General features: G+C 66.2%; 22 protein-coding genes. 19 read left to right on the top strand and 3 right to left on the bottom strand.

All coding sequences use genetic code 11. The features are described 5' to 3' along the window. Positions 1–15 precede the first annotated feature (15 nt). From ACJH6H_RS06430 to ACJH6H_RS06495, 14 genes are all read left to right on the top strand, one after another. A complete protein-coding gene (locus ACJH6H_RS06430; protein ID WP_082934678.1) occupies positions 16–240 on the top strand; it encodes a hypothetical protein in 225 nt (74 codons plus the stop codon). A gap of 300 nt (positions 241–540) precedes the next feature. After that, positions 541–921: an alkyl sulfatase C-terminal domain-containing protein gene (locus tag ACJH6H_RS06435; protein WP_406774520.1), complete on the top strand. Its 381-nt coding sequence runs from the start codon at positions 541–543 to the stop codon at positions 919–921. 271 nt (positions 922–1,192) lie between these two features. Further along, entirely contained in the window at positions 1,193–1,903 is a 711-nt protein-coding gene (locus tag ACJH6H_RS06440; RefSeq protein ID WP_051128409.1) for an ABC transporter permease, read from the top strand. Continuing rightward, on the top strand, positions 1,900–2,754 hold the full coding sequence (locus tag ACJH6H_RS06445; RefSeq protein WP_244872727.1) for an ABC transporter permease: 855 nt from the start codon (positions 1,900–1,902) through the stop codon (positions 2,752–2,754). The genes ACJH6H_RS06440 and ACJH6H_RS06445 overlap by 4 nt, the downstream gene beginning before the upstream one ends. 4 nt (positions 2,755–2,758) lie before the next feature. Then, the gene (locus tag ACJH6H_RS06450; RefSeq protein ID WP_406774474.1) at positions 2,759–4,069 is read left to right on the top strand and encodes an MCE family protein; all 1,311 of its coding nucleotides are present in this window, start codon (positions 2,759–2,761) and stop codon (positions 4,067–4,069) included. After that, entirely contained in the window at positions 4,066–5,094 is a 1,029-nt protein-coding gene (locus tag ACJH6H_RS06455; protein WP_406774475.1) for an MCE family protein, read from the top strand. Before ACJH6H_RS06450 ends, ACJH6H_RS06455 begins: the two co-directional genes overlap by 4 nt. After that, positions 5,091–6,452: an MCE family protein gene (locus tag ACJH6H_RS06460; protein ID WP_406774476.1), complete on the top strand. Its 1,362-nt coding sequence runs from the start codon at positions 5,091–5,093 to the stop codon at positions 6,450–6,452. The genes ACJH6H_RS06455 and ACJH6H_RS06460 overlap by 4 nt, the downstream gene beginning before the upstream one ends. A 2-nt stretch (positions 6,453–6,454) precedes the next feature. Then, positions 6,455–7,777, top strand: a complete 1,323-nt coding sequence (locus ACJH6H_RS06465; RefSeq protein WP_406774477.1) for an MCE family protein — start codon at positions 6,455–6,457, stop codon at positions 7,775–7,777. Further along, positions 7,774–8,895: a virulence factor Mce family protein gene (locus ACJH6H_RS06470; protein ID WP_406774478.1), complete on the top strand. Its 1,122-nt coding sequence runs from the start codon at positions 7,774–7,776 to the stop codon at positions 8,893–8,895. The genes ACJH6H_RS06465 and ACJH6H_RS06470 overlap by 4 nt, the downstream gene beginning before the upstream one ends. 1 nt (position 8,896) lies before the next feature. Beyond that, positions 8,897–10,384: an MCE family protein gene (locus ACJH6H_RS06475; RefSeq protein WP_406774479.1), complete on the top strand. Its 1,488-nt coding sequence runs from the start codon at positions 8,897–8,899 to the stop codon at positions 10,382–10,384. Continuing rightward, positions 10,354–10,944: a mammalian cell entry protein gene (locus ACJH6H_RS06480; protein ID WP_406774480.1), complete on the top strand. Its 591-nt coding sequence runs from the start codon at positions 10,354–10,356 to the stop codon at positions 10,942–10,944. Before ACJH6H_RS06475 ends, ACJH6H_RS06480 begins: the two co-directional genes overlap by 31 nt. Positions 10,945–10,981: 37 nt before the next feature. After that, positions 10,982–11,572 carry a hypothetical protein gene (locus ACJH6H_RS06485; RefSeq protein ID WP_406774481.1) on the top strand — a complete coding sequence of 197 codons (591 nt, stop codon included), beginning with the start codon at positions 10,982–10,984 and terminating at the stop codon, positions 11,570–11,572. After that, positions 11,542–11,913 carry a DUF732 domain-containing protein gene (locus ACJH6H_RS06490; protein ID WP_406774482.1) on the top strand — a complete coding sequence of 124 codons (372 nt, stop codon included), beginning with the start codon at positions 11,542–11,544 and terminating at the stop codon, positions 11,911–11,913. The genes ACJH6H_RS06485 and ACJH6H_RS06490 overlap by 31 nt, the downstream gene beginning before the upstream one ends. Further along, a complete protein-coding gene (locus ACJH6H_RS06495; protein WP_318984050.1) occupies positions 11,910–12,389 on the top strand; it encodes a CAP domain-containing protein in 480 nt (159 codons plus the stop codon). Before ACJH6H_RS06490 ends, ACJH6H_RS06495 begins: the two co-directional genes overlap by 4 nt. Positions 12,390–12,403: 14 nt before the next feature. On the opposite strand, the gene ACJH6H_RS06500 is transcribed toward ACJH6H_RS06495, so the two are convergent. After that, a complete protein-coding gene (locus tag ACJH6H_RS06500; RefSeq protein WP_064858336.1) occupies positions 12,404–13,441 on the bottom strand; it encodes an LLM class F420-dependent oxidoreductase in 1,038 nt (345 codons plus the stop codon). 2 nt (positions 13,442–13,443) lie between these two features. Beyond that, positions 13,444–13,863, bottom strand: coding sequence for a nuclear transport factor 2 family protein (locus ACJH6H_RS06505; RefSeq protein WP_406774483.1), 420 nt, complete (start codon positions 13,861–13,863; stop codon positions 13,444–13,446). 110 nt (positions 13,864–13,973) lie between these two features. Here ACJH6H_RS06505 and ACJH6H_RS06510 point away from each other — a divergent pair, with 110 nt between their 5' ends. The 4 genes from ACJH6H_RS06510 to ACJH6H_RS06525 are packed head-to-tail and all read left to right on the top strand — an operon-like array spanning position 13,974 to position 17,178. Further along, complete coding sequence (locus ACJH6H_RS06510; RefSeq protein WP_135357399.1) at positions 13,974–14,534, top strand: PadR family transcriptional regulator; 561 nt, start codon at positions 13,974–13,976, stop codon at positions 14,532–14,534. Between the two features lie 8 nt (positions 14,535–14,542). After that, positions 14,543–15,301, top strand: a complete 759-nt coding sequence (locus ACJH6H_RS06515; RefSeq protein ID WP_135357398.1) for an AraC family transcriptional regulator — start codon at positions 14,543–14,545, stop codon at positions 15,299–15,301. 49 nt (positions 15,302–15,350) lie between these two features. After that, entirely contained in the window at positions 15,351–15,926 is a 576-nt protein-coding gene (locus ACJH6H_RS06520) for a class I SAM-dependent methyltransferase (protein ID WP_135357397.1), read from the top strand. 40 nt (positions 15,927–15,966) lie between these two features. Next, complete coding sequence (locus ACJH6H_RS06525) at positions 15,967–17,178, top strand: hypothetical protein (protein ID WP_135357396.1); 1,212 nt, start codon at positions 15,967–15,969, stop codon at positions 17,176–17,178. On the opposite strand, the gene ACJH6H_RS06530 is transcribed toward ACJH6H_RS06525, so the two are convergent. Further along, on the bottom strand, positions 17,168–17,689 hold the full coding sequence (locus tag ACJH6H_RS06530) for a septum formation family protein (protein ID WP_244602357.1): 522 nt from the start codon (positions 17,687–17,689) through the stop codon (positions 17,168–17,170). The two genes, ACJH6H_RS06525 and ACJH6H_RS06530, sit on opposite strands and share 11 nt — an antisense overlap. Before the next feature lie 82 nt (positions 17,690–17,771). On the opposite strand from ACJH6H_RS06530, the gene ACJH6H_RS06535 reads away from it, so the two are divergent. After that, entirely contained in the window at positions 17,772–19,442 is a 1,671-nt protein-coding gene (locus ACJH6H_RS06535; protein ID WP_135357395.1) for an alpha-keto acid decarboxylase family protein, read from the top strand. Positions 19,443–19,444 lie beyond the last annotated feature (2 nt).

The following is a 19,444-nucleotide window of genomic DNA, read 5'->3' on the forward strand; positions in this document are numbered from 1 at the left end:
GACGAGGAGTTGGACATGTCTATCAATAAATTCGCAATTGTTGCCGCAGGCGCCCTGAGCTTTGCTGCTATCGGGCTGGGCGCGGGTCAGGCGAACGCCGACAATACCTGGTGGTGGATACCGGCCCCGTCGCCGGGCCATATCGGCCAGTTCTTCGGTGTTCCCCCAGGTCAAGTCGGTCAGTTGCCGTTTGTTCCGCCTCCGGGACATTGGGACAAGCCGGGCAAATGGCTGCACTAGACCGCGTCTGACAATGACCGCTTCGCTTTCGGCGAAGCGGTCTTTTTATTCATTGACTCGTAAATTTTCGAAATGGCCGCGGAAATCGTCTTGGCCGCCCGGGAAGAATTGGTCCTATTCGTAAATTTAACCCGGTATCGGCGGCCGGAATCGGCATAATCGGGTGCCGTGGGGCGAACTTCGAAAGTACAGACGAACGGCGACAACGGCGAGAATTCGGGGGAGGTATCGCGCCCGACAAGATCTACCAGGTCCGCGCTATGACCTGTCGAACATCACCGTCATCAAAGGCAACACCGGCTGGATCGTCTACGACACCCTGATCTCACCCGAAACCTGCCGCCGGAGATGATGTTCGACTATCTGGCGGTGCGGCTGAACGGCCCGAAGGCCGCCGGCAAGAAGATCACCCTCAACGTGGACTTCACGGACCTCAAGAAGCAGTACGGCCTCACCGTCGAGAACGGCGTCCTCAACTATGCGGACGGCACCATCCCGAATGCCGACGCCGGGCTGAAACTGACCAAGGCGACAATGAACGAGATTCAGCTCGGCAAAGTCAAACTCGCCGACGCGATAACAGCGAACAACGTCACCGTGGAGGGCAATCGGCAGTCGGTGGACGAGTTCGTCGGACTGCTCGACACCTTCCAGCTCTGGTTCAACATCGTGACGCCGTAACCAGGGCGCATGCTGGTAGGTTTTGGCTCAGCGCGATTCAATCCGGGTGAACCGAAGCAATTGCGTTGAGTCCACCTGCATCTTCGGTAATTGACGATGTCGTACCCCTGTTTGTTGCGTTGACAGCAAACTGGTGCCTTCCTAACGTCCGGGCCAAGCTCGACGACGGAACGACACTGGGAGGCAGCTTGTGGCGCAACCGCTCCAGTCGTCTCCGCGCGCCTCCGCGGCCTGGACGCGCCCCGCTGTGGCGGTCGGCGATTTCATCGTCATGGCAGGCGAGACGTTCGCCGCGATGCTGCGGCCGCCGTACGCCTGGCGCGAGCTGATCGAGCAGATCTGGTTCGTCGCGCGCGTCTCCGTCGTACCGACTGTCGTGCTGTCGATTCCCTACACGGTGTTGATCGTCTTCACGCTCAACATCGTGCTGATCGAGGTCGGCGCCGGTGACCTGTCGGGCGCCGGCGCTGCGCTGGCTTCTGTGACACAGGTCGGACCGGTGGTCACCGCGATCGTCGTGGCCGGTGCCGGTTCGACCGCGATGTGTGCCGACCTCGGCGCGCGAACCATCAGAGAAGAAATCGACGCGATGAAAGTCATTGGCGTCAACCCGATTCCGGCACTCGTCGTGCCCCGCGTCCTCGCCGCGACATTCGTCGCGGCGATGCTCTATTCGATGGTGGCCGTCGTCGGCCTGGCCGGCAGCTACTTCTTCGTCGTATACATCCAGCACGTGACGCCCGGCGCGTTCATCGCGGGCATGACGCTGCTGACGGGCCTGCCGCAGGTGATCGTCTCCCTCGTCAAGGCATTGCTGTTCGGGCTGTCGGCCGGACTGATCGCGTGCTACAAGGGACTTTCGGTCGGTGGCGGCCCGACGGCCGTCGGTAACGCGGTCAACGAGACCGTCGTCTTCGCGTTCATGGCGCTGTTCCTGATCAACATCCTGGCAACCGCGTTCGGCGTGAAAGTGGCGCCATGACAGTCGATGTGGATGTCGACCGCCCGTCACCGCTCAGCGAACTCGCGGGCCAGGCGATCGCGGCGACCCGCCGGCTGGGCGAGCAGACGGCCTTCTACGGCAGTGCGCTTGCCGCCACCGCGGACGCCGTCCGGCGCTATCCGGGCGAGGTGCTGCGGCTCATCGCGGTCATGGGCATGGGGACCGGCGCACTCGCCGTCATCGGCGGCACTGTGGTCATCGTCGGGTTCCTCACGCTGTCCACCGGTGCGCTGATCGCCGTCCAGGGCTACAACACCCTGTCCAATGTCGGTATCGAAGCGCTGACGGGCTTCCTGGGGGCCTTTCTGAACGTGCGCTTCATCGCTCCCGCGACGGCCGGGGTGGCACTCGCGGCCACGATCGGAGCCGGGGCGACGGCACAGCTCGGTGCCATGCGCATCAACGAGGAGATCGACGCCCTGGAAGTGATGGGCATCCGGGTGATCACGTACCTGGCGGCGACCCGGATCGTCGCCGGCGTGGTGGCCGTCGTCCCGATCTACACCGTCGCGGTGTTGATGTCCTTCCTGGCCACCCGGTTCGGGACCACGATGATCTACGGCCAGTCGCGGGGCGTCTACGACCACTACTTCACGACGTTCCTGCACCCCAATGACCTCGCCTGGTCGTTCTTCGAGGCGCTGGCCATGGCGGCCGCGGTGATGGCGGTGCACACCTACTACGGCTTCACCGCCACCGGCGGGCCGGCCGGCGTCGGCGAGGCCGTCGGCCGCGCGGTCCGGACCTCGATCACCGCCGGCGTGTTCATCCTGCTCACCATCACGCTGTCCGTCTACGGCCAGTCCGGCAACTTCCACCTGGCTGGCTGAGCGAATGGCAAAGCGTGCGAACAAAACTCGGCGTGAGCAGATCGACCCGATCTGGTGGGCGCCTGTCCTGGTGATCGTGGTCGTCGCCATGACCGCGATGACGTGGCTGTTGTTCTCCGGATCGCTGCGCGGATTCGTGCCCTTGACCCTGATCTCCGACCGCGCCGGTCTGGTCATGGAGGACGGCGCGAAGGTGAAGCTCCGGGGCGTGCAGATCGGCGAGGTGGAATCCATCGGCAGCCGGACAGATACTGCGGGACACGTACTTTCGACGCTGAAACTCCGGATGTACCCCGGGCCGTTCGCGCAACTGCCGGGCAATGTCGAAGCGCAGATCCGATCGAGCACCGCGTTCGGCGCCAAGTACGTCGAACTGAATGTGCCGTCGACCGGTCCGAGCGGCGGCCACCTCCGATCGGGTGCGGTGCTGCAGTCACAGAACGTGACGGTCGAGGTCAACACCGTGTTCGAGAACCTCCAGTCGGTGGTGCAGGTGATCGACCCGACGAAGCTGAACTCGGTGCTCTCGGCGGTGGCCGAATCGTTGCGCGGCAAGGGCGACGTCATCGGCCAGGCGATCACCGATGCGAACCACGTTCTGCTGGAGGTGAATCCGCGCATGGACACCGTGCGCAAGGATTGGCAGTTGTTCGGGCAGACCGCACAGGCGTATTCGGCCGCGGCACAGGACATCGTGTCCATCCTGGATTCGTTCTCGACCACCGCCACCACGATCACCGGCCAGTCGAAGGAACTCGACGGCCTGTTGTTGTCGGCGGTCGGCTTCTCGCAGTCGGGCATCGACACCATCGGCGCCAACCAGACTGCCCTGGCGCGGGCGATGGAACTGCTGCGACCGACCACCGCACTCCTCGAGAAGTATTCGCCGACGTACACCTGCCTGTTCCAGGGCGCGCAATGGTTCCTCGAACACGGCGGCCGATATGCCATGGGCGGCAACGGGAAATCGGTGATCATGGATGTCGGATTGCTGGCCGGTGCCGATCCCTACCGGTTCCCCGACAACCTGCCCGTCGTCAATGCCAGCGGCGGACCCGGCGGCAAGCCGAGTTGCGGTTCGCTGCCCGACGTCAGCAAGAACTTCCCGGTCAAGTACCTGGTGACCGACACCGGTTACGGTGACGGCCTGGATATGCGGCCCAACCCCGGCATCGGTTTCCCCGGTTTCGCCAACTACTTCCCGGTGACCAAGCCGCAGCCCGAACCGCCGCGAATCCGGTACCCGGGTGGTCCGGCTCCCGGGTTGCCCGGTGTCGAGATGGGCGTACCCCAACCTGAGCCGGGGTCACCATGAGAAGCCGGATTCGCGGGACCGTGACCCGCGTCGTGATCTTCACCGTGGTCAGCCTGCTCTTCATGTTCGGGCTGCTGACGGTGTTCGGGCAGTTCCGTTTCGATTCGCGGGCTTCCTACCAGGCGGTGTTCAGCAACGTGTCGGGGTTGAAGGGCGGCAACTTCGTCCGTATCGCCGGCGTGGAGGTCGGGAAGGTCAAGAGCCTCGACTTGCACAAGGACGGCACCGTCACCATCGACTTCGCGATCGACAGGCAACTGACGCTCACCGAAGGCACCACCGCGACCGTCCGCTACGAGAATCTGATCGGCGACCGCTACCTGGCGCTCGAGGAAGGCCCCGGGTCGGTGCGCGAACTCCTTCCGGGCCAGACGATCCCGTTGTCCCGGACGTCGCCGGCATTGGATGTCGACGCGCTCATCGGCGGCTTCCGACCACTGTTCCGTGCGCTCGATCCCGATCAGGTCAACGCGTTGAGCGGTGAGCTGCTCCGGGTGTTCCAGGGCCAGGGCGGCACCATCTCGTCGGTGCTGGCCCAGACGTCGGCCCTGACGACAACTTTGGCGGGCCGGGATCAGCTCATCGGTGAGGTCGTCACCAACCTGAACACCGTGCTGGGGACGTTCGCGGCGCGTGACACACAGTTCGCCGACGGCCTGGACAAACTGTCGCAACTCGTCCAGGGTTTGGCCACCCGCAAATCCGACATCGCGACCGGGGTGGCGAACATCAACAGCGCGGCGCGGTCGGTCGCCGACCTGCTGACCGTGGCGCGCGAGCCGATCAAACAGACTGTGCAGCAGACGGATCGGGTGTCCGGCCAGATCGAGGCGGACCACGCCTACGTCGACGAGCTGGTGCGGACGCTGCCGGACGCGTACCAGATTCTTTCTCGCAACGGCCTGTACGGCGACTACTTCAGCTTCTATCTCTGCGACGCACTGCTGAAGTTGAATGGAAAGGGCGGCCAACCGGTGTACGTCAAAGTGGCCGGCCAGGAGTCGGGGCGGTGCACGCCGAAATGACGCGCATCAAGCTGAACATCAAGCCCCTGGCCGAACGTAACCGGTTGGCGGTTGGCGCGACCGGCATCGCGCTGATCATCGCGATCGTCGTCGCCGCTTTCAGCTACGACAAGATCCCGTTCATCAAGGGGACCTCCGACCACCAGGCGTACTTCGCCGATGCCGGCGGGATCAAGACGGGCAGTGACGTGCGGGTGTCTGGGCTGGGCGTCGGACGGGTCTCGGGAATTCACTTGGAGGGAGCCAAGGTTCGGGTGGATTTCACGGTGCGTGATGGCGTCGAACTGGGCGACCGCACCGAGGCCGCCATCAAGACCGAGACGGTGCTGGGTACCAAGGTGCTGGAGCTGACGCCGCGCGGTGACGGAAACCTGAACGGCCCCATCCCGATTGAACGCACCACCTCGCCGTACGATCTGCCGGCGGCGCTCGGTGATCTGACGACCACCATCAGCGGTCTGGACACCACCCAGCTGTCTTCGGCACTCAAGACGCTGGCGCAGACGTTCCAGAACACGCCACCCGATCTGAAGTTGGCGCTGGAGAGCGTGGCGCGCTTCTCCGACACCCTCGGTACCCGCGATGCCAAGCTGCGCCAGCTGCTCGCCGATGCCAACAAGGTGACTTCGGTGCTGGCCAAGCGCAGTGACCAGATTGCGCAGTTGGTGGTCAACACCGACGCGCTGCTGGGTGAGATTCTGTCGCAACGCAATTCGGTCGAGACGCTGATGGCCAACATCAGCGCCGCCACCGTGCAGCTCTCCGGTCTGGTGCAGGACAACCGGACGCAACTGAAGCCGGCCGTCGACAAGCTCAACGGCGTTCTCAGCATCCTCGACAACCGGAAGAAGGAGCTGCAGCGCACGCTGTACCTGCTGCGCAGGTATGCCATGTCGTTCGGCGAAGTGCTCGGTGCCGGGCCGTTCTTCAAAGCGTCGCTGGTGAACCTGTTCCCGGGTCAGTTCGATCAGCCGTTCATCGACGCGGCGTTCTCCGACCTGGGATTGGACCCCAACGTGCTGCTGCCGTCGCAGCTGACCGAGCCCGGCGCCGGTCAGCCGGGTACCCCGCCGCTACCGTCGCCGTATCCGCGCACCGGCCAGGGTGGACCGCCGAATCTCACTCTGCCCGAGGCGATCACCGGCAATCCCGGAGATCCGCGCTACCCCTATCGGGAACCGCTGCCCGCGCCGCCACCGGGAGGCCCGGCACCCGGACCGCCGGCCCTGGCTCCGGCCCCTGGCGAGGTGCCGCCGCCGACGGTCCCGCCCCCGACGCCGCTCCCGCCGTCGAACAATTCGCACACCGGTTCGCCCGGTGTGGTGTCAGATCCCGTTTCGCCCGTCGGAGGGAGGTGACCATGACCAGCTCCGAATCCACACCACGCGTGGGCAGCCGCCGGACGTGGCGCATCGCCCTCGCGCTCGGTCTCGTGGTCATCCTGGCGGTGGCCGCCACCGGACTGGCTCGATCCTGGTGGGTCACCGCTGTCCGGAGTACCTACGTCGCGTACTTCGCGAACACCAACGGCCTGTACACCGGCGACGACATCAGGATTTTGGGCGTCACCGTCGGCACGGTCGAGAAGATCGAACCGCAACCGCATGCCGCCAAAGTGACGTTCTCGGTGGACTCGCAATACGCGCTGCCCGCCGACGTCCGTGCCGCCATCTTGTCGCCGTCATTGGTGAGCGCCCGCGCGATTCAGTTGGTGCCCGCCTACACCAGTGGACCCAAACTCGCGGCGGGCTCCACCATTGCCCTGGACCGCACCGTGGTGCCGGTGGAATGGGACGACTTCCGTCAGCAACTGGAGAAGCTCACCGACTCGCTGCAGCCGACGAGTCCCGGCGGGCCCAGTGCCGTCGGCGAATTCATCAACAGCGCCGCGGACAACCTGCGCGGTCAGGGCGACACCGCGCGCGACACCGTCATCAAACTGTCCCGCGCGATGTCGGCTCTCGGTGATCACAGCACCGACATCTTCAGCACGGTGCGCAATCTGCAGTTGCTGGTCTCGGCACTGTCGTCCAGCAGCGATCTGCTCGCCGCCTTCAACACCAACATGGCGTCCATCACCACCGCACTGTCGAGCACGCCGAACAACATCGCCGATGCGACACGGAATCTGGACACCGCGGTCAAGGATTTGCGTGGCTTCATCGCGGAGAACAGGGAGGGGTTGGGGACCACCTTCGACCACCTCAACGCGATCACCACGGCGCTCAACGACAGCCGCACGGACCTCAAGCAGGTCCTGCACATCGCGCCGACGGTGTTCCAGAACTTCACCAACATCTACGACCCCGCGCAGAGCGCCATCACGGGCATCCTGGCACCCGTCAACTTCGCTGACACCGTGCAGTTCCTGTGCGGCGCAATCCAGTCCGCGGCACGGGAAGGCTTCGAGCAGTCCGCCAAGCTGTGCGTGCAGTACCTGGCGCCGATCATCAAGAACCGGCAGTACAACTTCGTGCCGATCGGCGGGAATCCGTTCGTCGGCGCGACGGCCCGGCCCAACGAGGTCACCTACAGCGAGCCGCGACTGCGGCCCGGCGGGGCTCCGCCGCAGGAGAACCCGGCGCCGGCTCCGCTGCCGGCAGAGGCCCCCGTATCGACCCCGACCGACCCCGGCCAGGGGCTGGCCGGCCTCATGGTTCCGCAGCAGGGGACGCAGCCATGAAGCGTCTCGTGACCGCGACCCTCGTCCTGCTCGGCGTGCTGACGCTGTCGGGATGCCAATGGCGCGGCCTGAATTCGCTGAGCCTGCCTGGCACCGCCGGCGACGGACCGGGTTCGTATGTGATTCAAGCGCAATTGCCCGACGTCGTGGTGATCCAGCAGAACACCCGCGTGCGCGTCGGTGACGTCAACGTCGGCAACGTCACCAAGATCGAGGTGCAGGACTGGCATGCGCTGGTGACCATGCGGATCGATGGCGACGTCCACCTGCCCGCCAACAGCACCGCCAAGGTCGGGCAGACCAGCCTGCTGGGCTCGATGCACATCGAGCTCAGCCCACCGGCCGGCGAAGCCCCGCAGGGCCGGCTGACCAACGGCGCGGTGATCCCGCTGTCCAGGGCCGCAACGTATCCCACCACCGAGCAGGCTCTCGCCTCGGCGTCGATCCTGCTCAATGGCGGCGGGTTGGCTCAACTGCAGGAGATCAACCAGACCTTCGCGAAGGCGTTGGCCGGCCGCGAGAACGACATGCGCAGCCTGCTGACCCAGCTCGACACGTTCATCTCACGACTCAATGATCAGACCGACGACATCATCTCCGCCACAGAGAATTTGAATTCTCTGGTGGGCCAGTTCGCGGCGAACCAGCGCACGGTCGACAAGGCGCTCACCACCATCCCGCAGGCCTTGGCGGTACTGGCAGAGCAGCGCGCGAAGCTGGCCGACGCGATCGATGCCGTCGGACGGTTCAGCGCGGTCGCGACGTCGACGGTCAAGCAGACCAAGGAGAGCCTGGTCGCCAACCTGCGGAGCATGGTGCCGGTGCTGCGGTCGCTGGCCGATTCGGGACCGGCACTGACCAAGGGCCTGGACTTCCTGTCGACCTACCCGTGGGTGAAAAGCAATCTCGGCAACTGGTTCCGGGGCGACTTCGCCAACATCACGATGATCATCGACCTGACGCTGAGCCGGCTCGACAGCAGCCTGTTCACCGGAACCCGGTGGGAGGGCAATCTCACCGAACTCGAAATGCAGTGGGGCCGCACGATCGGTCAGATGCCCAGCCCGTACACCGCGGGCAACCCGCTGATCGCTCCCTATCACTTCGGGGGGTACTGACATGCTGCGTCTACGCTTGTCCCGGACAGTCTGGATCCAGCTGGCGATCCTCGGTGCCGTCACCGTGATTGCCTGCAGCGTCATGGCATTCGGCTTCGTGCACGTACCGGCTCTGCTCGGGTACGGCCGGTACACCGTGACGGTCGAGTTGCCGGAGTCGGGCGGTCTGTACCCGACGTCGGTGGTCACCTACCGCGGCACCGAGATCGGCCGGGTCAGCGCGGTCGACGTCACCGCGGGTGGGGTGCGGGCCGAGCTGAATCTCGACTCCGCCATCAAGGTGCCTGCGGACGTATCGGCTGCGGTCCACAGCCGCTCGGCCGTCGGTGAACAGTTCGTCGAATTGATCCCTGCGGCAGGGCAATCCGATACCGGCCCGACCCTGCGCGGCGGCGCGACCATCCCGGTGGCCAAGGTGCGGATTCCGCCGGATATCGGCAACCTGCTCGATGCCACCAACCGGGCGCTGGAAGCCATCCCGCAGGACAATCTGCGTACCGTCGTCGACGAAGCCGACAAGGCCGTCAGCGGTCTCGGCCCTGAGTTGTCCCGCATCGTCAACGGCTCCACGTCACTGGCCATCGAGGCCGGCAAGAACGTCGGCCCGATCACGCAACTGATCGACCAGAGCCCGGCCGTGCTGAATTCGCAAGTGCAGACCGCGGACTCGATCGCGACGTGGGCGCAGCGAGCCGCGTCCATCACCGGCCAGTTCAAGGCCCAGAATGCGGCGTTCGCCGAGCTGCTCAAGCTCGGGCAGCCGACCCTGAATGAGGGCCGCGCCCTGTTCAACAGGTTCGCCCCGGCACTGCCGGTCCTGCTGGCCAACATGGTGAGCCTCGGCGAAATCGCGGTTGTCTATCGGCACGACATCGAACAATTGCTGGTGCTCTTCCCTCAGGGCACCGCGTTGATGTCAGCGATCGCGGTCGCCGACGCGGACCTCAAGACGCCCTATCGGGGTATCTACCTCGACTTCAAACTGAACATGAATCTGCCGCCGCCGTGCAACACCGGCTTCCTTCCGGTCAAGCAGCAGCGGGTCCCCACCGAGGTGGACTATCCCGAGCGTCCCGCCGGGGAGCTGTACTGCCGGGTTCCACAGGACTCCGACCTGAATGTCCGTGGCGTGCGGAATATTCCGTGCGAGAACAACCCCGCCAAGCGCGCACCGACCGTGGAGCTCTGCGAAAGCAACGAGCAGTACGTGCCCCTCAACGACGGTTACATCTGGAAGGGCGATCCCAACGCCACGCTGACGGGGCAGGGCGTCCCGCAGTACGCGCCGGGCACCGATCCCCGGCAGCGCCCCAGTGCCGCACCAGGGCCGGCACCCCCGGCACCCCCGGCACCCCCGGTGGCCGTGGTGCCCTACGACCCCGCGACCGGCGGTTACGTGGGACCTGATGGCAAGCCGTATACCGACTCCGACCTAGCCGCCGATCCGAAAGGCAAGACATGGCAGAGCATGCTGATCCCGAGCAGCTAGACACCGCCGATGCAGCCGATGCGGATGCAGCCGACGAAGATGCGGTCGCGGCGCCGAAACCGTCGCTGCAGCAACGGTTGCCGCGTGTCTCGCCGCTGGTCGCAACCGGACTGGCGCTGGTCGTCGCGGGGGGTGCCCTGGCGGGCTGGCTGGGCATTCGAGCACACCAGGCCGAACAGGGACAGATGCTGCGGAACCTGTACGTGCAGACTGCCCGCCAGGCCGCGCTGAACCTGACCACGATCAGCTACACCGAGGCGGACACCGACATTCGCCGGATACTCGACTCGTCGACCGGCGAATTCCGGGAAGACTTCCAGCGCCGGTCCCAGCCGTTCGTCGCGGTGGTGAAGCAGGCCCGCTCGAAATCCGAGGGTACCGTCACCGAAGCCGGACTCGAGTCGGTGACCGGTGATGGCGCACAGGTGCTTCTCGCGGTGTCGGTGCGGACGTCGCTGGCCGAGGCGCCGGCGGGTCCACCACGAAACTGGCGCATGCGGATCAGTGTCGCCAAGGACGGCGCGGGCGCCCGAATCTCCAACGTCCAGTTCGTGTCATGAGCACATCGGACGGTCAGGGCAACATGAAGGACAGGTCATGACAGTGACAGTGGATGTCGAAGAACGTCCCGTCGAACCCGACGAGACCGAGGCCGCCGAGGAGGCGGTTGTCGAAGCCGAACCTGCAGCTGCGCAGGGTGATTCGCGGAAGCCATGGGCGCGGTGGACGGGTCTGGCACTGGCGTTCGCCGCGATGCTGCTTGCCCTCGCCGCGGGGTACTTCAACTGGCAGGACGGGTCGGTGCGGCTCGCACAAGCCGCAGCCACCGAGTCGGTGCGGGCGGCGAGCGACGGCACCGTCGCCATGCTGTCGTACCGGCCGGAAACGGTTGACACCGAGCTGAAATCGGCCGCCGGCCGGCTGACCGGCGGGTTCCGCGACGAGTACACCAAGCTGGTCGACACCGTCGTGGCGCCAGGGGCCAAACAGAAACACATCTCCGCGGTCGCGACCGTTCCGGACGCCGCCTCGGTGTCGGCGACCGAAAACCACGCTGTGGTACTGGTTTTCGTCAACCAGACGACCACCATCGGTGCCGACGCGCCCACCGCGTCGACCTCGACGGTGCGGGTGACTCTCGACAAGGTGCACGATCGATGGCTGATCTCACAGTTCGATCCCGTGTGACGCGGGCGCTGGTGATGGTGTTCGCCGCGGGGGCCGCGGCCGGATGGATGGTGCCGCAGGCCCAGGCCGACCCGGTGACGTACGTGAACAGCGTCAACGTGCGGGGCGGCTTCAACTTCCCGAGCGGCGATGCCGCCATCGCCTACGGGCGCGGCGTGTGCGACAAGATCGCTGCGGGTCGGAGTTACGGGCAGATCATCGGTGACATCAAGGTCGACGTCACGGGTGGCGACGAAGGCCAGGCCAATTATCTTGTCGGACAGGTGATCAACGAACTGTGCCCCGAGCTGATCGGGCCGCTGCGCAGTTCCGCGGGCAACTACCGACCGGGGGCACAGTGAGTACTCGGTTGGCCGGGGTGATCCTGGCGGTCTTCGCGTGCGGCGCCGCGCTGCCTGCGGTGGCGCACGCCGACAACACGCGCCTCAACAACAGCGTGGTCGCCAACGTCTACACCATTCAGCACCAGGCCGGCTGCACCAATGACGTGGCGGTCAGCCCGCAGCTGCGGCTCGCCGCCGAGTGGCACGCGAACGACGTGCTGAACAACCGCGCCCTCGACGGCGACCTCGGCTCGGACGGGTCGACGGCACAGCGGCGCGCGGAAGCAGCGGGCTTCCGGGGCAAGGTGTTTCAGACGGTGGCGATCAATCAGTCAATCGCCATCAACAACCTGGATGTGCTGAACCAGTGGTACTACGACCCGCCGACCTACGCGATCATGGCCAACTGCGCCAACACCGTCATGGGCGTGTGGTCCGAGAACAGCCCCGACCGTTCGGTCGTCGTCGCGGTGTACGGCCAGCCGGGCGCGTAGCGGTAGCGTCAGCCCTACACCAGCTCGCGCAGCTCCTCGATGAGCTTGACGCGGTCGGCGGTCGTCGCACCCATCGGCACCACGTTGAGCACCGTCACGCCGGCCTCCCGGAATGCGGCGACGCGTTCCTTGACGAACTCGCGGCTGCCGATCAGCGAGATGTCGCGGACCAGTTCGTCGGGAACCACCTTTGCCGCACCGTCCTTGTCACCGGCTAGGTACAGCTCCTGGATGCGGTCGGCCTCGGCGCCGTAGCCGTACTTGGTGGCCACGTTGTGGTAGAAGTTCTTGCCCTTGGCGCCCATGCCGCCGATGTACAGCGCGATGTGCGGCTTAATGAATTCGCGCATTCCCTCGACGTTGTCGCCGATGGCCAGTGCCGGTCCAGCGTAGATGTCCATGGGCGGCAGCGACGCGTCACGCTTTGCGTAACCGGCCTCCAATGCATCTCCCCAGACGTCCTTGGCCTTCTCCGGCATGTAGAAGATCGGCTGCCAGCCTTCGGCGATCTCCGCGGCCAGCTCGACGTTCTTCGGCCCGAGTGCCGCCAGCAACACCGGGATGCGTTCGCGCACAGGGTGGTTGATGAGCTTGAGTGACTTCCCGAGGCCGGTGCCCTGACCTTCCGGCAACGGGATGGTGTAGTGCTTGCCCTGGTAGGCGAGGCGCTCGCGGCGCCACACCTGGCGGCAGATCTCGACGACCTCGCGGGTGCGGCCGATGGGGCTGTCATACGGGACGCCGTGAAAGCCTTCGATCACCTGCGGGCCGGACGCGCCGAGACCCAGGATGTACCGGCCGTCGGACACGTAGTCGAGGCCGGCGGCCGTCATCGCGGTCAGGGTCGGGGTGCGGGTGTAGAGCTGCAGGACGCCGGAGGCCAGTTCCACCCGCTCGGTGGCGGCAGCCAGGTAGCCGAGCGCGCTGATGGCGTCGAAGGAGTACGCCTCGGGGACGAAAACGACGTCCAGGCCGGCCTTTTCGAGGTCGGCGACCTCGGCCACGACCTCCTTGAAACCACCGGCGTAGTTGATGCCGAGACCGATCTTCATGCTCACTGCTCCTTCGCGGCCAGGGCGGCGATGGCTTCGGCGGCCTCGGCCTGGATCTGCGGGAACTGCGCGGCCATGGCCTCCGACAGCGCCTGTGCACCGGACAGCGGCCGGACCATGACCATGAAGTCGTCGATCAGGCCCTCGTCGTTGACGTGGATGAAGTCGCAGCCGGTGATTCTCTTGCCGCCGACCGTGGTCTCGAAAACCAGTGCGTGGCTGCCCGTTTCGGGGTCGTTGATCTCCCGGATGTAGCGGAAGTCCTCGAAGACCCGCAGCACGCCGCGCAGGATGGCGGCGGTGATGGGCTTGCCCGGGTAGGGCTTGAAGGCGACGGGACTGGTGAACACCACGTCGTCGGCCAAACAGGCGGCCATGGCTTCGCCGTCAGCGGCCTCGACCGCCTTGCGGAATGCCTGCATCGCATACCTCGCATAGTCAATTTGGTGATTAGGTACGGGTGACGCTAGCGGGACAAGCTCGGCATGTCTATATGTGACTAATCACTTTGTTGACTATTAGACTCCTGGACATGGCTCTGCGTGACGCCGTGTTGGCGGCCCTGCTCGACAGTGAGGCCTCGGGATATGACCTGGCCAAGGGCTTCGACGCGTCCGTCGCCAACTTCTGGATGGCCACCCCGCAGCAGCTGTACCGCGAACTCGACCGACTCGCGGCCGACGGGCTGATCGAGGCCCGTGTCGTCGAGCAGGAGCGGCGGCCCAACAAGCGGATGTTCACGCTGACCGATGCCGGCCGGAAGGCGGTGCATGCATTCACCGAGGCCACGCCGAAGCCCTTGGCCATGCGCGACGACCTACTGGTGCAGGTGTCCACCGTCGACAGCGGCAATGCGGAGGCCGTGTGCGCGGGCCTGAGGGACCGAATCCAGTGGACCACCAATCAACTCGAGCTCTACGAACGGATTCGCAGCCGCATACTGGGCGGCCGCAGCGAGGCGATGTTCCTGTCCGAGGCGGAGCGCGTGGGGCCCTACCTGACGCTGATGCGCGGCATCGCGTTCGAGCAGGAGAATCTGCGGTGGGCGCAACAGGCATTGGAGGTCATCGAGCGGCGGCAGCCGCGGCGTTAACATCGGATATGCCCGTCTGGGAGCTGGGTCCGGCGCAGGTCATGGTCGTCGGCACGTTCGGCGACCTGGAGATTCACCACCATCCGGCGGTGCAGATCGGTGTCGGCCTGACGGGTCCGCTGACGGTCCGAACAGACGGCGCGGCGCCCCGGAGCGGGCACGTCGTCGTCATCGCCAGCGGCGCCGGCCACGCGGTGTGGTCGGCGCCCACCGATCTGACGTTGGCCCTGTATCTGGCGCCGCACACCTGGCCCGGGGCAGCGCTGCACGCCCTCAGTCAGAGCGAATCCGGTGACGGCATCTGGCTGCCGGCCGACGACCAGGCGCTCGCACAGGCCGTGGCCGCCGCGTTCGACACCGACCCCGAGTTGGCCGCCGCCACGCTGATCCAGCGTCTCTGCGGCGATCCGGGACAACAACCCGGACTGCATCCGCAGCTGAAGCAGGCGATGGACCTGATCTACAGCGGCACAACCGAATCCGTGGACCTGGCATCGATCGCGCACGAGGTCGCGGTGTCACCGGACTACCTCGGCCGCCTGTGCCGGCAGCAGACCGGTGTCTCCTTCTCGGCGGCCACCCGCTGGGCCCGACTGCTCTCCGGGTTGAAACATCTCGCCGGCGGTGAGCAGGTCACCGACGCCGCGCATCTGGCCGGATTCGCCGACGGCTCCCATGCCAACCGGGTATGCCGTGAGATGACCGGCGCGGCGCCGTCCGAGATCGCCCGGGCGCTGCGGGATTCGACGGATCCGTCCAAGTACTGAGGAGGCAGGCGGTTCCATACTCGAAGGACACTACGAGGAGGAGACCGCAATGCCGGTGATGTCCAGGGTCGAGCGGGCCTTCTGCTGCGGCGCCATGTGGAGAACCACCACCCGTGCCGTCCTCGACATCCTGCCCACCGACCAGCTGGGAGAACGGTTGCTCGAGATCGGTTCCGGGAGTGGGGCAATCGCGGAAGGGCTGTCGTCGGCGCGTCCCGGGTTGTCGATCACCGCGACCGACCTGGACCCGGTGATGGTCGACGCCGCGGCGCGGAGGCTGGAGGACAACCCGGACGTCACCGTGCAGAGCGCCGATGCGACCCGCCTGCCGTTCGACGACGGCGCGTTCGATTCGGTGGTCAGCTGCCTGGTGCTGCACCACGTCATCGAATGGGAGGCCGCGGTCGCGGAGATCGCCCGGGTGCTCAAGCCCGGAGGCGTGTTCGTCGGTTACGACCTGACGCGGACACCGGTGGCCACGGCGGTGCACCGGGTGGACCGGTCGCCGTTCCGGCTGGTGAACCCCGATGAACTGGCGGCCGAAGGACGGCGCCACGGGCTGCGTATCGATACGAGTACCAAGGTGTTTGGGCATGTGATGCAGTTCAGTGCCGCGAAGACCTGACACTGAGTAGGTTGGTCTGCAGTCGGCAGGGGAGGGACGCATGCGGGGTCTGGTGAGCTGTGGAGCGGTGGTCGCGGTGGCGGTGCTGGCCGCGGGCTGTGGTGGCGGGTCGACGCAGTCCAGCCCCGCCACGTCAGCCACCAAGCCGGCGACCTCGACGGCACCACCTCCGCCGGCGATCGTCGCCCCTGCGCAGTTGAAGCCCGGAAAGTACCCGACCAAGGCCCATGAGCCCTACGGCACCGCGGGTGCGCCCGAGGCCGGCGCGAGGTTGGAGGCGCAACAGCTGGCCGGCTACGTGGTGGGGCCCTGGCAGGTCGACAGCACACTCACCGAGCCTTATCTGTCAACATATTTCGTCATCGACGAGCCGGGCTTGCTGGCTCAGTTCGGCCCAGAGAGCATCGCGACCGCGGCCGGCAGGCACAAGTTCATCGATGGGTTCGTCTCGGCGCGTGAGTCTGCGACCAAGACCGTGCTGATCAACGGCGTGCTGCGCTTTGCCTCGCCCGAGGACGCCGGCGCCGCGGCCGGCGAGATGAACGCGGCTGCGCTTCAGCTCAACATCCGCGGCGCGGTGCCGAAAACCGTTGCCATTCCAGATCATCCGGATGCGCTGGCTTCGACGTACGACGTCGATGCCCGCGGCACGAAGTTGACCACCGTGCGGTCCTTCATCGCGCACGGTCCCTATGTCCTGACGCAATTGGCACAGTCAACGGCCGGTCTTGATCCGGCCATCGCGTTGGTGACCAAGGCGATCGGCGCGCAGGCCGCCGCGATCGAGCCGTTCAAACCCGCGGCGGAACTGCCGGCCGTGCCGATCGATCCGACGGGTCTGCTGGCCTTGACGCTGCAGACCGACGCGCCGCGCAATTCACAGAACGCGGTCTACTCCGGCACCGGGGCCCTGCACTTCCAGAGCAACCCGGTCACCTCGAGCAGGGTGTTCCAGGACAACGGCGTGACGGCGTTCGCCCGTGGAAAGACCAGCGTGTATCGCGCCAAGGACCCGGCGTCTGCGGTCAACGTGGCGAACACCTTCGGCAAGGAGGTGTCGGTTGACGGCACCGAGACCGCCGATCCGGTGCCGGCCCTGACGCTGAGCCGCTGCATCCTGTTGGCCAACCCGAAGCAGTTCTACTGTGTCGCGCCGGCGGGTGACTATGCCATCGAGGCACGTGGCCCCGAGTTGAAGGACGTGCACGAACAGGTTGCCGCGCAATACATCCTGTTGACGGCTAAGCCTTAGCGGAGCCGTTCAACGAGAGGCCCGTGGCCGACTGCAGCAGGCAGATGACAGTGCTGGGCAGCGGCGTGTGTCCGGTGCGGTCCATGTTCGAGTCGATCAGGTAGGTCGAGGTGTACCGGCTGTCTTGACCGGCGTACGCCGTCAGGCCCGCTGTGCACCGCTGATCGGCGACACCGGCGATGGCGTCGTTGACCGCGACATTGGCGCGCAGGAACACCTCGGCGATGTGCGGGGCGGCACAGTCCACCAGCGTCACTTCGACGACGCTGGGGTCGGTGGGCGGCGGTGTGCTCAGGCAGTCGCCGACCTGCAGGTCGACCCACTTGGCCTGGCGCGCATTCGGTTTCATCGGCACGATCGGGACCGGCGAAGGGAGCTGGGCTGTCGTGGTCGTGGGCGGCGATGCGCTCGAAGTGCTCGACGACGGCGCCGCTGACGTGTTCGAACCGCAGGCCGCGAGCAGCGACATTGCCGCGACCTGCCACACGAGCCGATGTGGACGAACGGTCATGGCCGTCATGGTAGTGCTTGTCGGGCGGTGTTCGGGCCTGGACGGTTACCATCGCCATACCAGCGACCCCAGGGAGGCCGGGATGCCCGAATACACCGTCGGTGACTACCTACTGGACCGGCTCGCCGAACTGGGCGTCACCGAGATTTTCGGTGTGCCAGGCGATTTCAATCTGGAACTGCTCGACCATGTGATCGCCCACCGGGATATCCGGTGGGTCGGCAGTGCCAACGAACTCAACGCCGGGTACGCCGCCGACGGCTACGGCAGGCTGCGCGGCATGGCGGCGCTCATCACCACATTCGGTGTCGGTGAGCTATCGGCGGCCAATGCGATCGCGGGCAGTTACGCCGAGCATGTCCCGGTGGTGCACATCGTCGGCACGCCGTCGATTGACGTGCAAGGCTCCCGCCGGGTGATCCACCACTCGCTCGGCGACGGCGACTTCGATCACTTTCTGCGCATTGCCCGCGAAATCACCTGCGCACAAGCCAAACTCATGCCGGCCACGGCCACGCGCGAGATCGACCGGGTGCTGTCCGAGGTGCACGAGCGCAAGCTGCCCGGTTACCTGATGCTGGCCACCGACGTCGCCCGGTTCCCCGTCGAACCACCGACCGGGCCCTTGCCGCGGTACACCAGCGGCACGAGCCCGCGGGCGCTCTCGCTGTTCACCGTGGCCGCCGCCCGTCTCATCGGCGAGCATCAGCTGACGGTGCTGGCCGACCTGCTGGTGCACCGACTGGAAGCCGTCCCGCAGCTCGAGGCACTGCTGGCGGCCGACGTCGTGCCGCACGCCACGCTGATGTGGGGCAAGAGCCTGGTCGACGAATCCGCGCCGGAGTTCCTCGGCATCTACGCCGGCACCTCCAGTCAGGAGTCGGTTCGGCGGGCCATCGAAGACGCCCCGGTGCTCCTCACCGCCGGCGTGCAGTTCACCGACATGGTGAGCGCATCGTTCACGCAGCAGATCGATCCCGTGCGGACCATCGACATCGGGCCCAACCAGAGCACCGTGGCCGGGGAAGTTTTTGCGCCACTGGACATGTCGGCCGCGCTCGAGGCGATCACCGGCATCCTGAAGTCCCGGCCCACCAGGTCGCCCGCCGTACCGCAGCCGGTGCCCGACGCGCCCGACGCGGTGCTCGAACCGGATCAGCCGCTCACCCAGAAGGCCCTGTGGGACAAGGTCAGTGGTGCTCTTACGCCGGGCAATGTGGTGCTGGCCGAGCAGGGCACGTCGTACTACGGCATGGCCCGGCACCGGCTGCCCAGCGGTGTGGCGTTCATCGGCCAGCCGTTGTGGGCGTCCATCGGCTATACGCTGCCGGCCGCACTCGGTGCGGGTCTGGCGGAGCCGGACCGTCGTCCGGTGTTGCTCATCGGCGACGGCGCCGCGCAGCTGACGATCCAGGAACTCGGCCAGTTCGGCCGCGAGGGCGTTCCCGCCGTGGTGATCCTGGTGAACAACGACGGCTACACCGTCGAACGCGCGATCCACGGCCCCACCGCGCCGTACAACGACATCGTGGGCTGGCAGTGGCGCGACATCCCGGCTGCCCTGGGTATCCGGAACCCGTTGTCGCACAGGGCGACAACCTGCGGCGAATTGGACGCGGCACTGGCCGACGCGGCTGCCCACCCAGATGATCTGGTCTTCATCGAAGCCGTGGTGACCGAATTGGACGTGCCGCCGCTACTGGAGGAGCTCGCCGCGGCCATCGCGAAGGCCAACAAGGCGGCCGGTAACTGAAG

Source organism: Mycobacterium sp. SMC-21 (genome assembly GCF_045310825.1).
Taxonomy (GTDB): Bacteria; Actinomycetota; Actinomycetes; order Mycobacteriales; family Mycobacteriaceae; genus Mycobacterium.

What these genes read in the sequence shown, in the direction of transcription:
- ACJH6H_RS06475 (WP_406774479.1), top strand. Translation starts at nt 8,897, where the DNA reads ATGCTGCGTCTACGCTTGTCCCGGACAGTCTGGATCCAGCTGGCGATC.
- ACJH6H_RS06445 (WP_244872727.1), top strand. Translation starts at nt 1,900, where the DNA reads ATGACAGTCGATGTGGATGTCGACCGCCCGTCACCGCTCAGCGAACTC.
- ACJH6H_RS06465 (WP_406774477.1), top strand. Translation starts at nt 6,455, where the DNA reads ATGACCAGCTCCGAATCCACACCACGCGTGGGCAGCCGCCGGACGTGG.
- ACJH6H_RS06440 (WP_051128409.1), top strand. Translation starts at nt 1,193, where the DNA reads ATGGCAGGCGAGACGTTCGCCGCGATGCTGCGGCCGCCGTACGCCTGG.
- ACJH6H_RS06470 (WP_406774478.1), top strand. Translation starts at nt 7,774, where the DNA reads ATGAAGCGTCTCGTGACCGCGACCCTCGTCCTGCTCGGCGTGCTGACG.
- ACJH6H_RS06460 (WP_406774476.1), top strand. Translation starts at nt 5,091, where the DNA reads ATGACGCGCATCAAGCTGAACATCAAGCCCCTGGCCGAACGTAACCGG.
- ACJH6H_RS06530 (WP_244602357.1), bottom strand. Translation starts at nt 17,689, where the DNA reads ATGACCGTTCGTCCACATCGGCTCGTGTGGCAGGTCGCGGCAATGTCG.
- ACJH6H_RS06430 (WP_082934678.1), top strand. Translation starts at nt 16, where the DNA reads ATGTCTATCAATAAATTCGCAATTGTTGCCGCAGGCGCCCTGAGCTTT.
- ACJH6H_RS06535 (WP_135357395.1), top strand. Translation starts at nt 17,772, where the DNA reads ATGCCCGAATACACCGTCGGTGACTACCTACTGGACCGGCTCGCCGAA.
- ACJH6H_RS06480 (WP_406774480.1), top strand. Translation starts at nt 10,354, where the DNA reads ATGGCAGAGCATGCTGATCCCGAGCAGCTAGACACCGCCGATGCAGCC.
- ACJH6H_RS06515 (WP_135357398.1), top strand. Translation starts at nt 14,543, where the DNA reads ATGCCCGTCTGGGAGCTGGGTCCGGCGCAGGTCATGGTCGTCGGCACG.
- ACJH6H_RS06455 (WP_406774475.1), top strand. Translation starts at nt 4,066, where the DNA reads ATGAGAAGCCGGATTCGCGGGACCGTGACCCGCGTCGTGATCTTCACC.
- ACJH6H_RS06490 (WP_406774482.1), top strand. Translation starts at nt 11,542, where the DNA reads ATGGCTGATCTCACAGTTCGATCCCGTGTGACGCGGGCGCTGGTGATG.
- ACJH6H_RS06485 (WP_406774481.1), top strand. Translation starts at nt 10,982, where the DNA reads ATGACAGTGACAGTGGATGTCGAAGAACGTCCCGTCGAACCCGACGAG.
- ACJH6H_RS06500 (WP_064858336.1), bottom strand. Translation starts at nt 13,441, where the DNA reads ATGAAGATCGGTCTCGGCATCAACTACGCCGGTGGTTTCAAGGAGGTC.
- ACJH6H_RS06450 (WP_406774474.1), top strand. Translation starts at nt 2,759, where the DNA reads ATGGCAAAGCGTGCGAACAAAACTCGGCGTGAGCAGATCGACCCGATC.
- ACJH6H_RS06525 (WP_135357396.1), top strand. Translation starts at nt 15,967, where the DNA reads ATGCGGGGTCTGGTGAGCTGTGGAGCGGTGGTCGCGGTGGCGGTGCTG.
- ACJH6H_RS06520 (WP_135357397.1), top strand. Translation starts at nt 15,351, where the DNA reads ATGCCGGTGATGTCCAGGGTCGAGCGGGCCTTCTGCTGCGGCGCCATG.
- ACJH6H_RS06510 (WP_135357399.1), top strand. Translation starts at nt 13,974, where the DNA reads ATGGCTCTGCGTGACGCCGTGTTGGCGGCCCTGCTCGACAGTGAGGCC.
- ACJH6H_RS06505 (WP_406774483.1), bottom strand. Translation starts at nt 13,863, where the DNA reads ATGCAGGCATTCCGCAAGGCGGTCGAGGCCGCTGACGGCGAAGCCATG.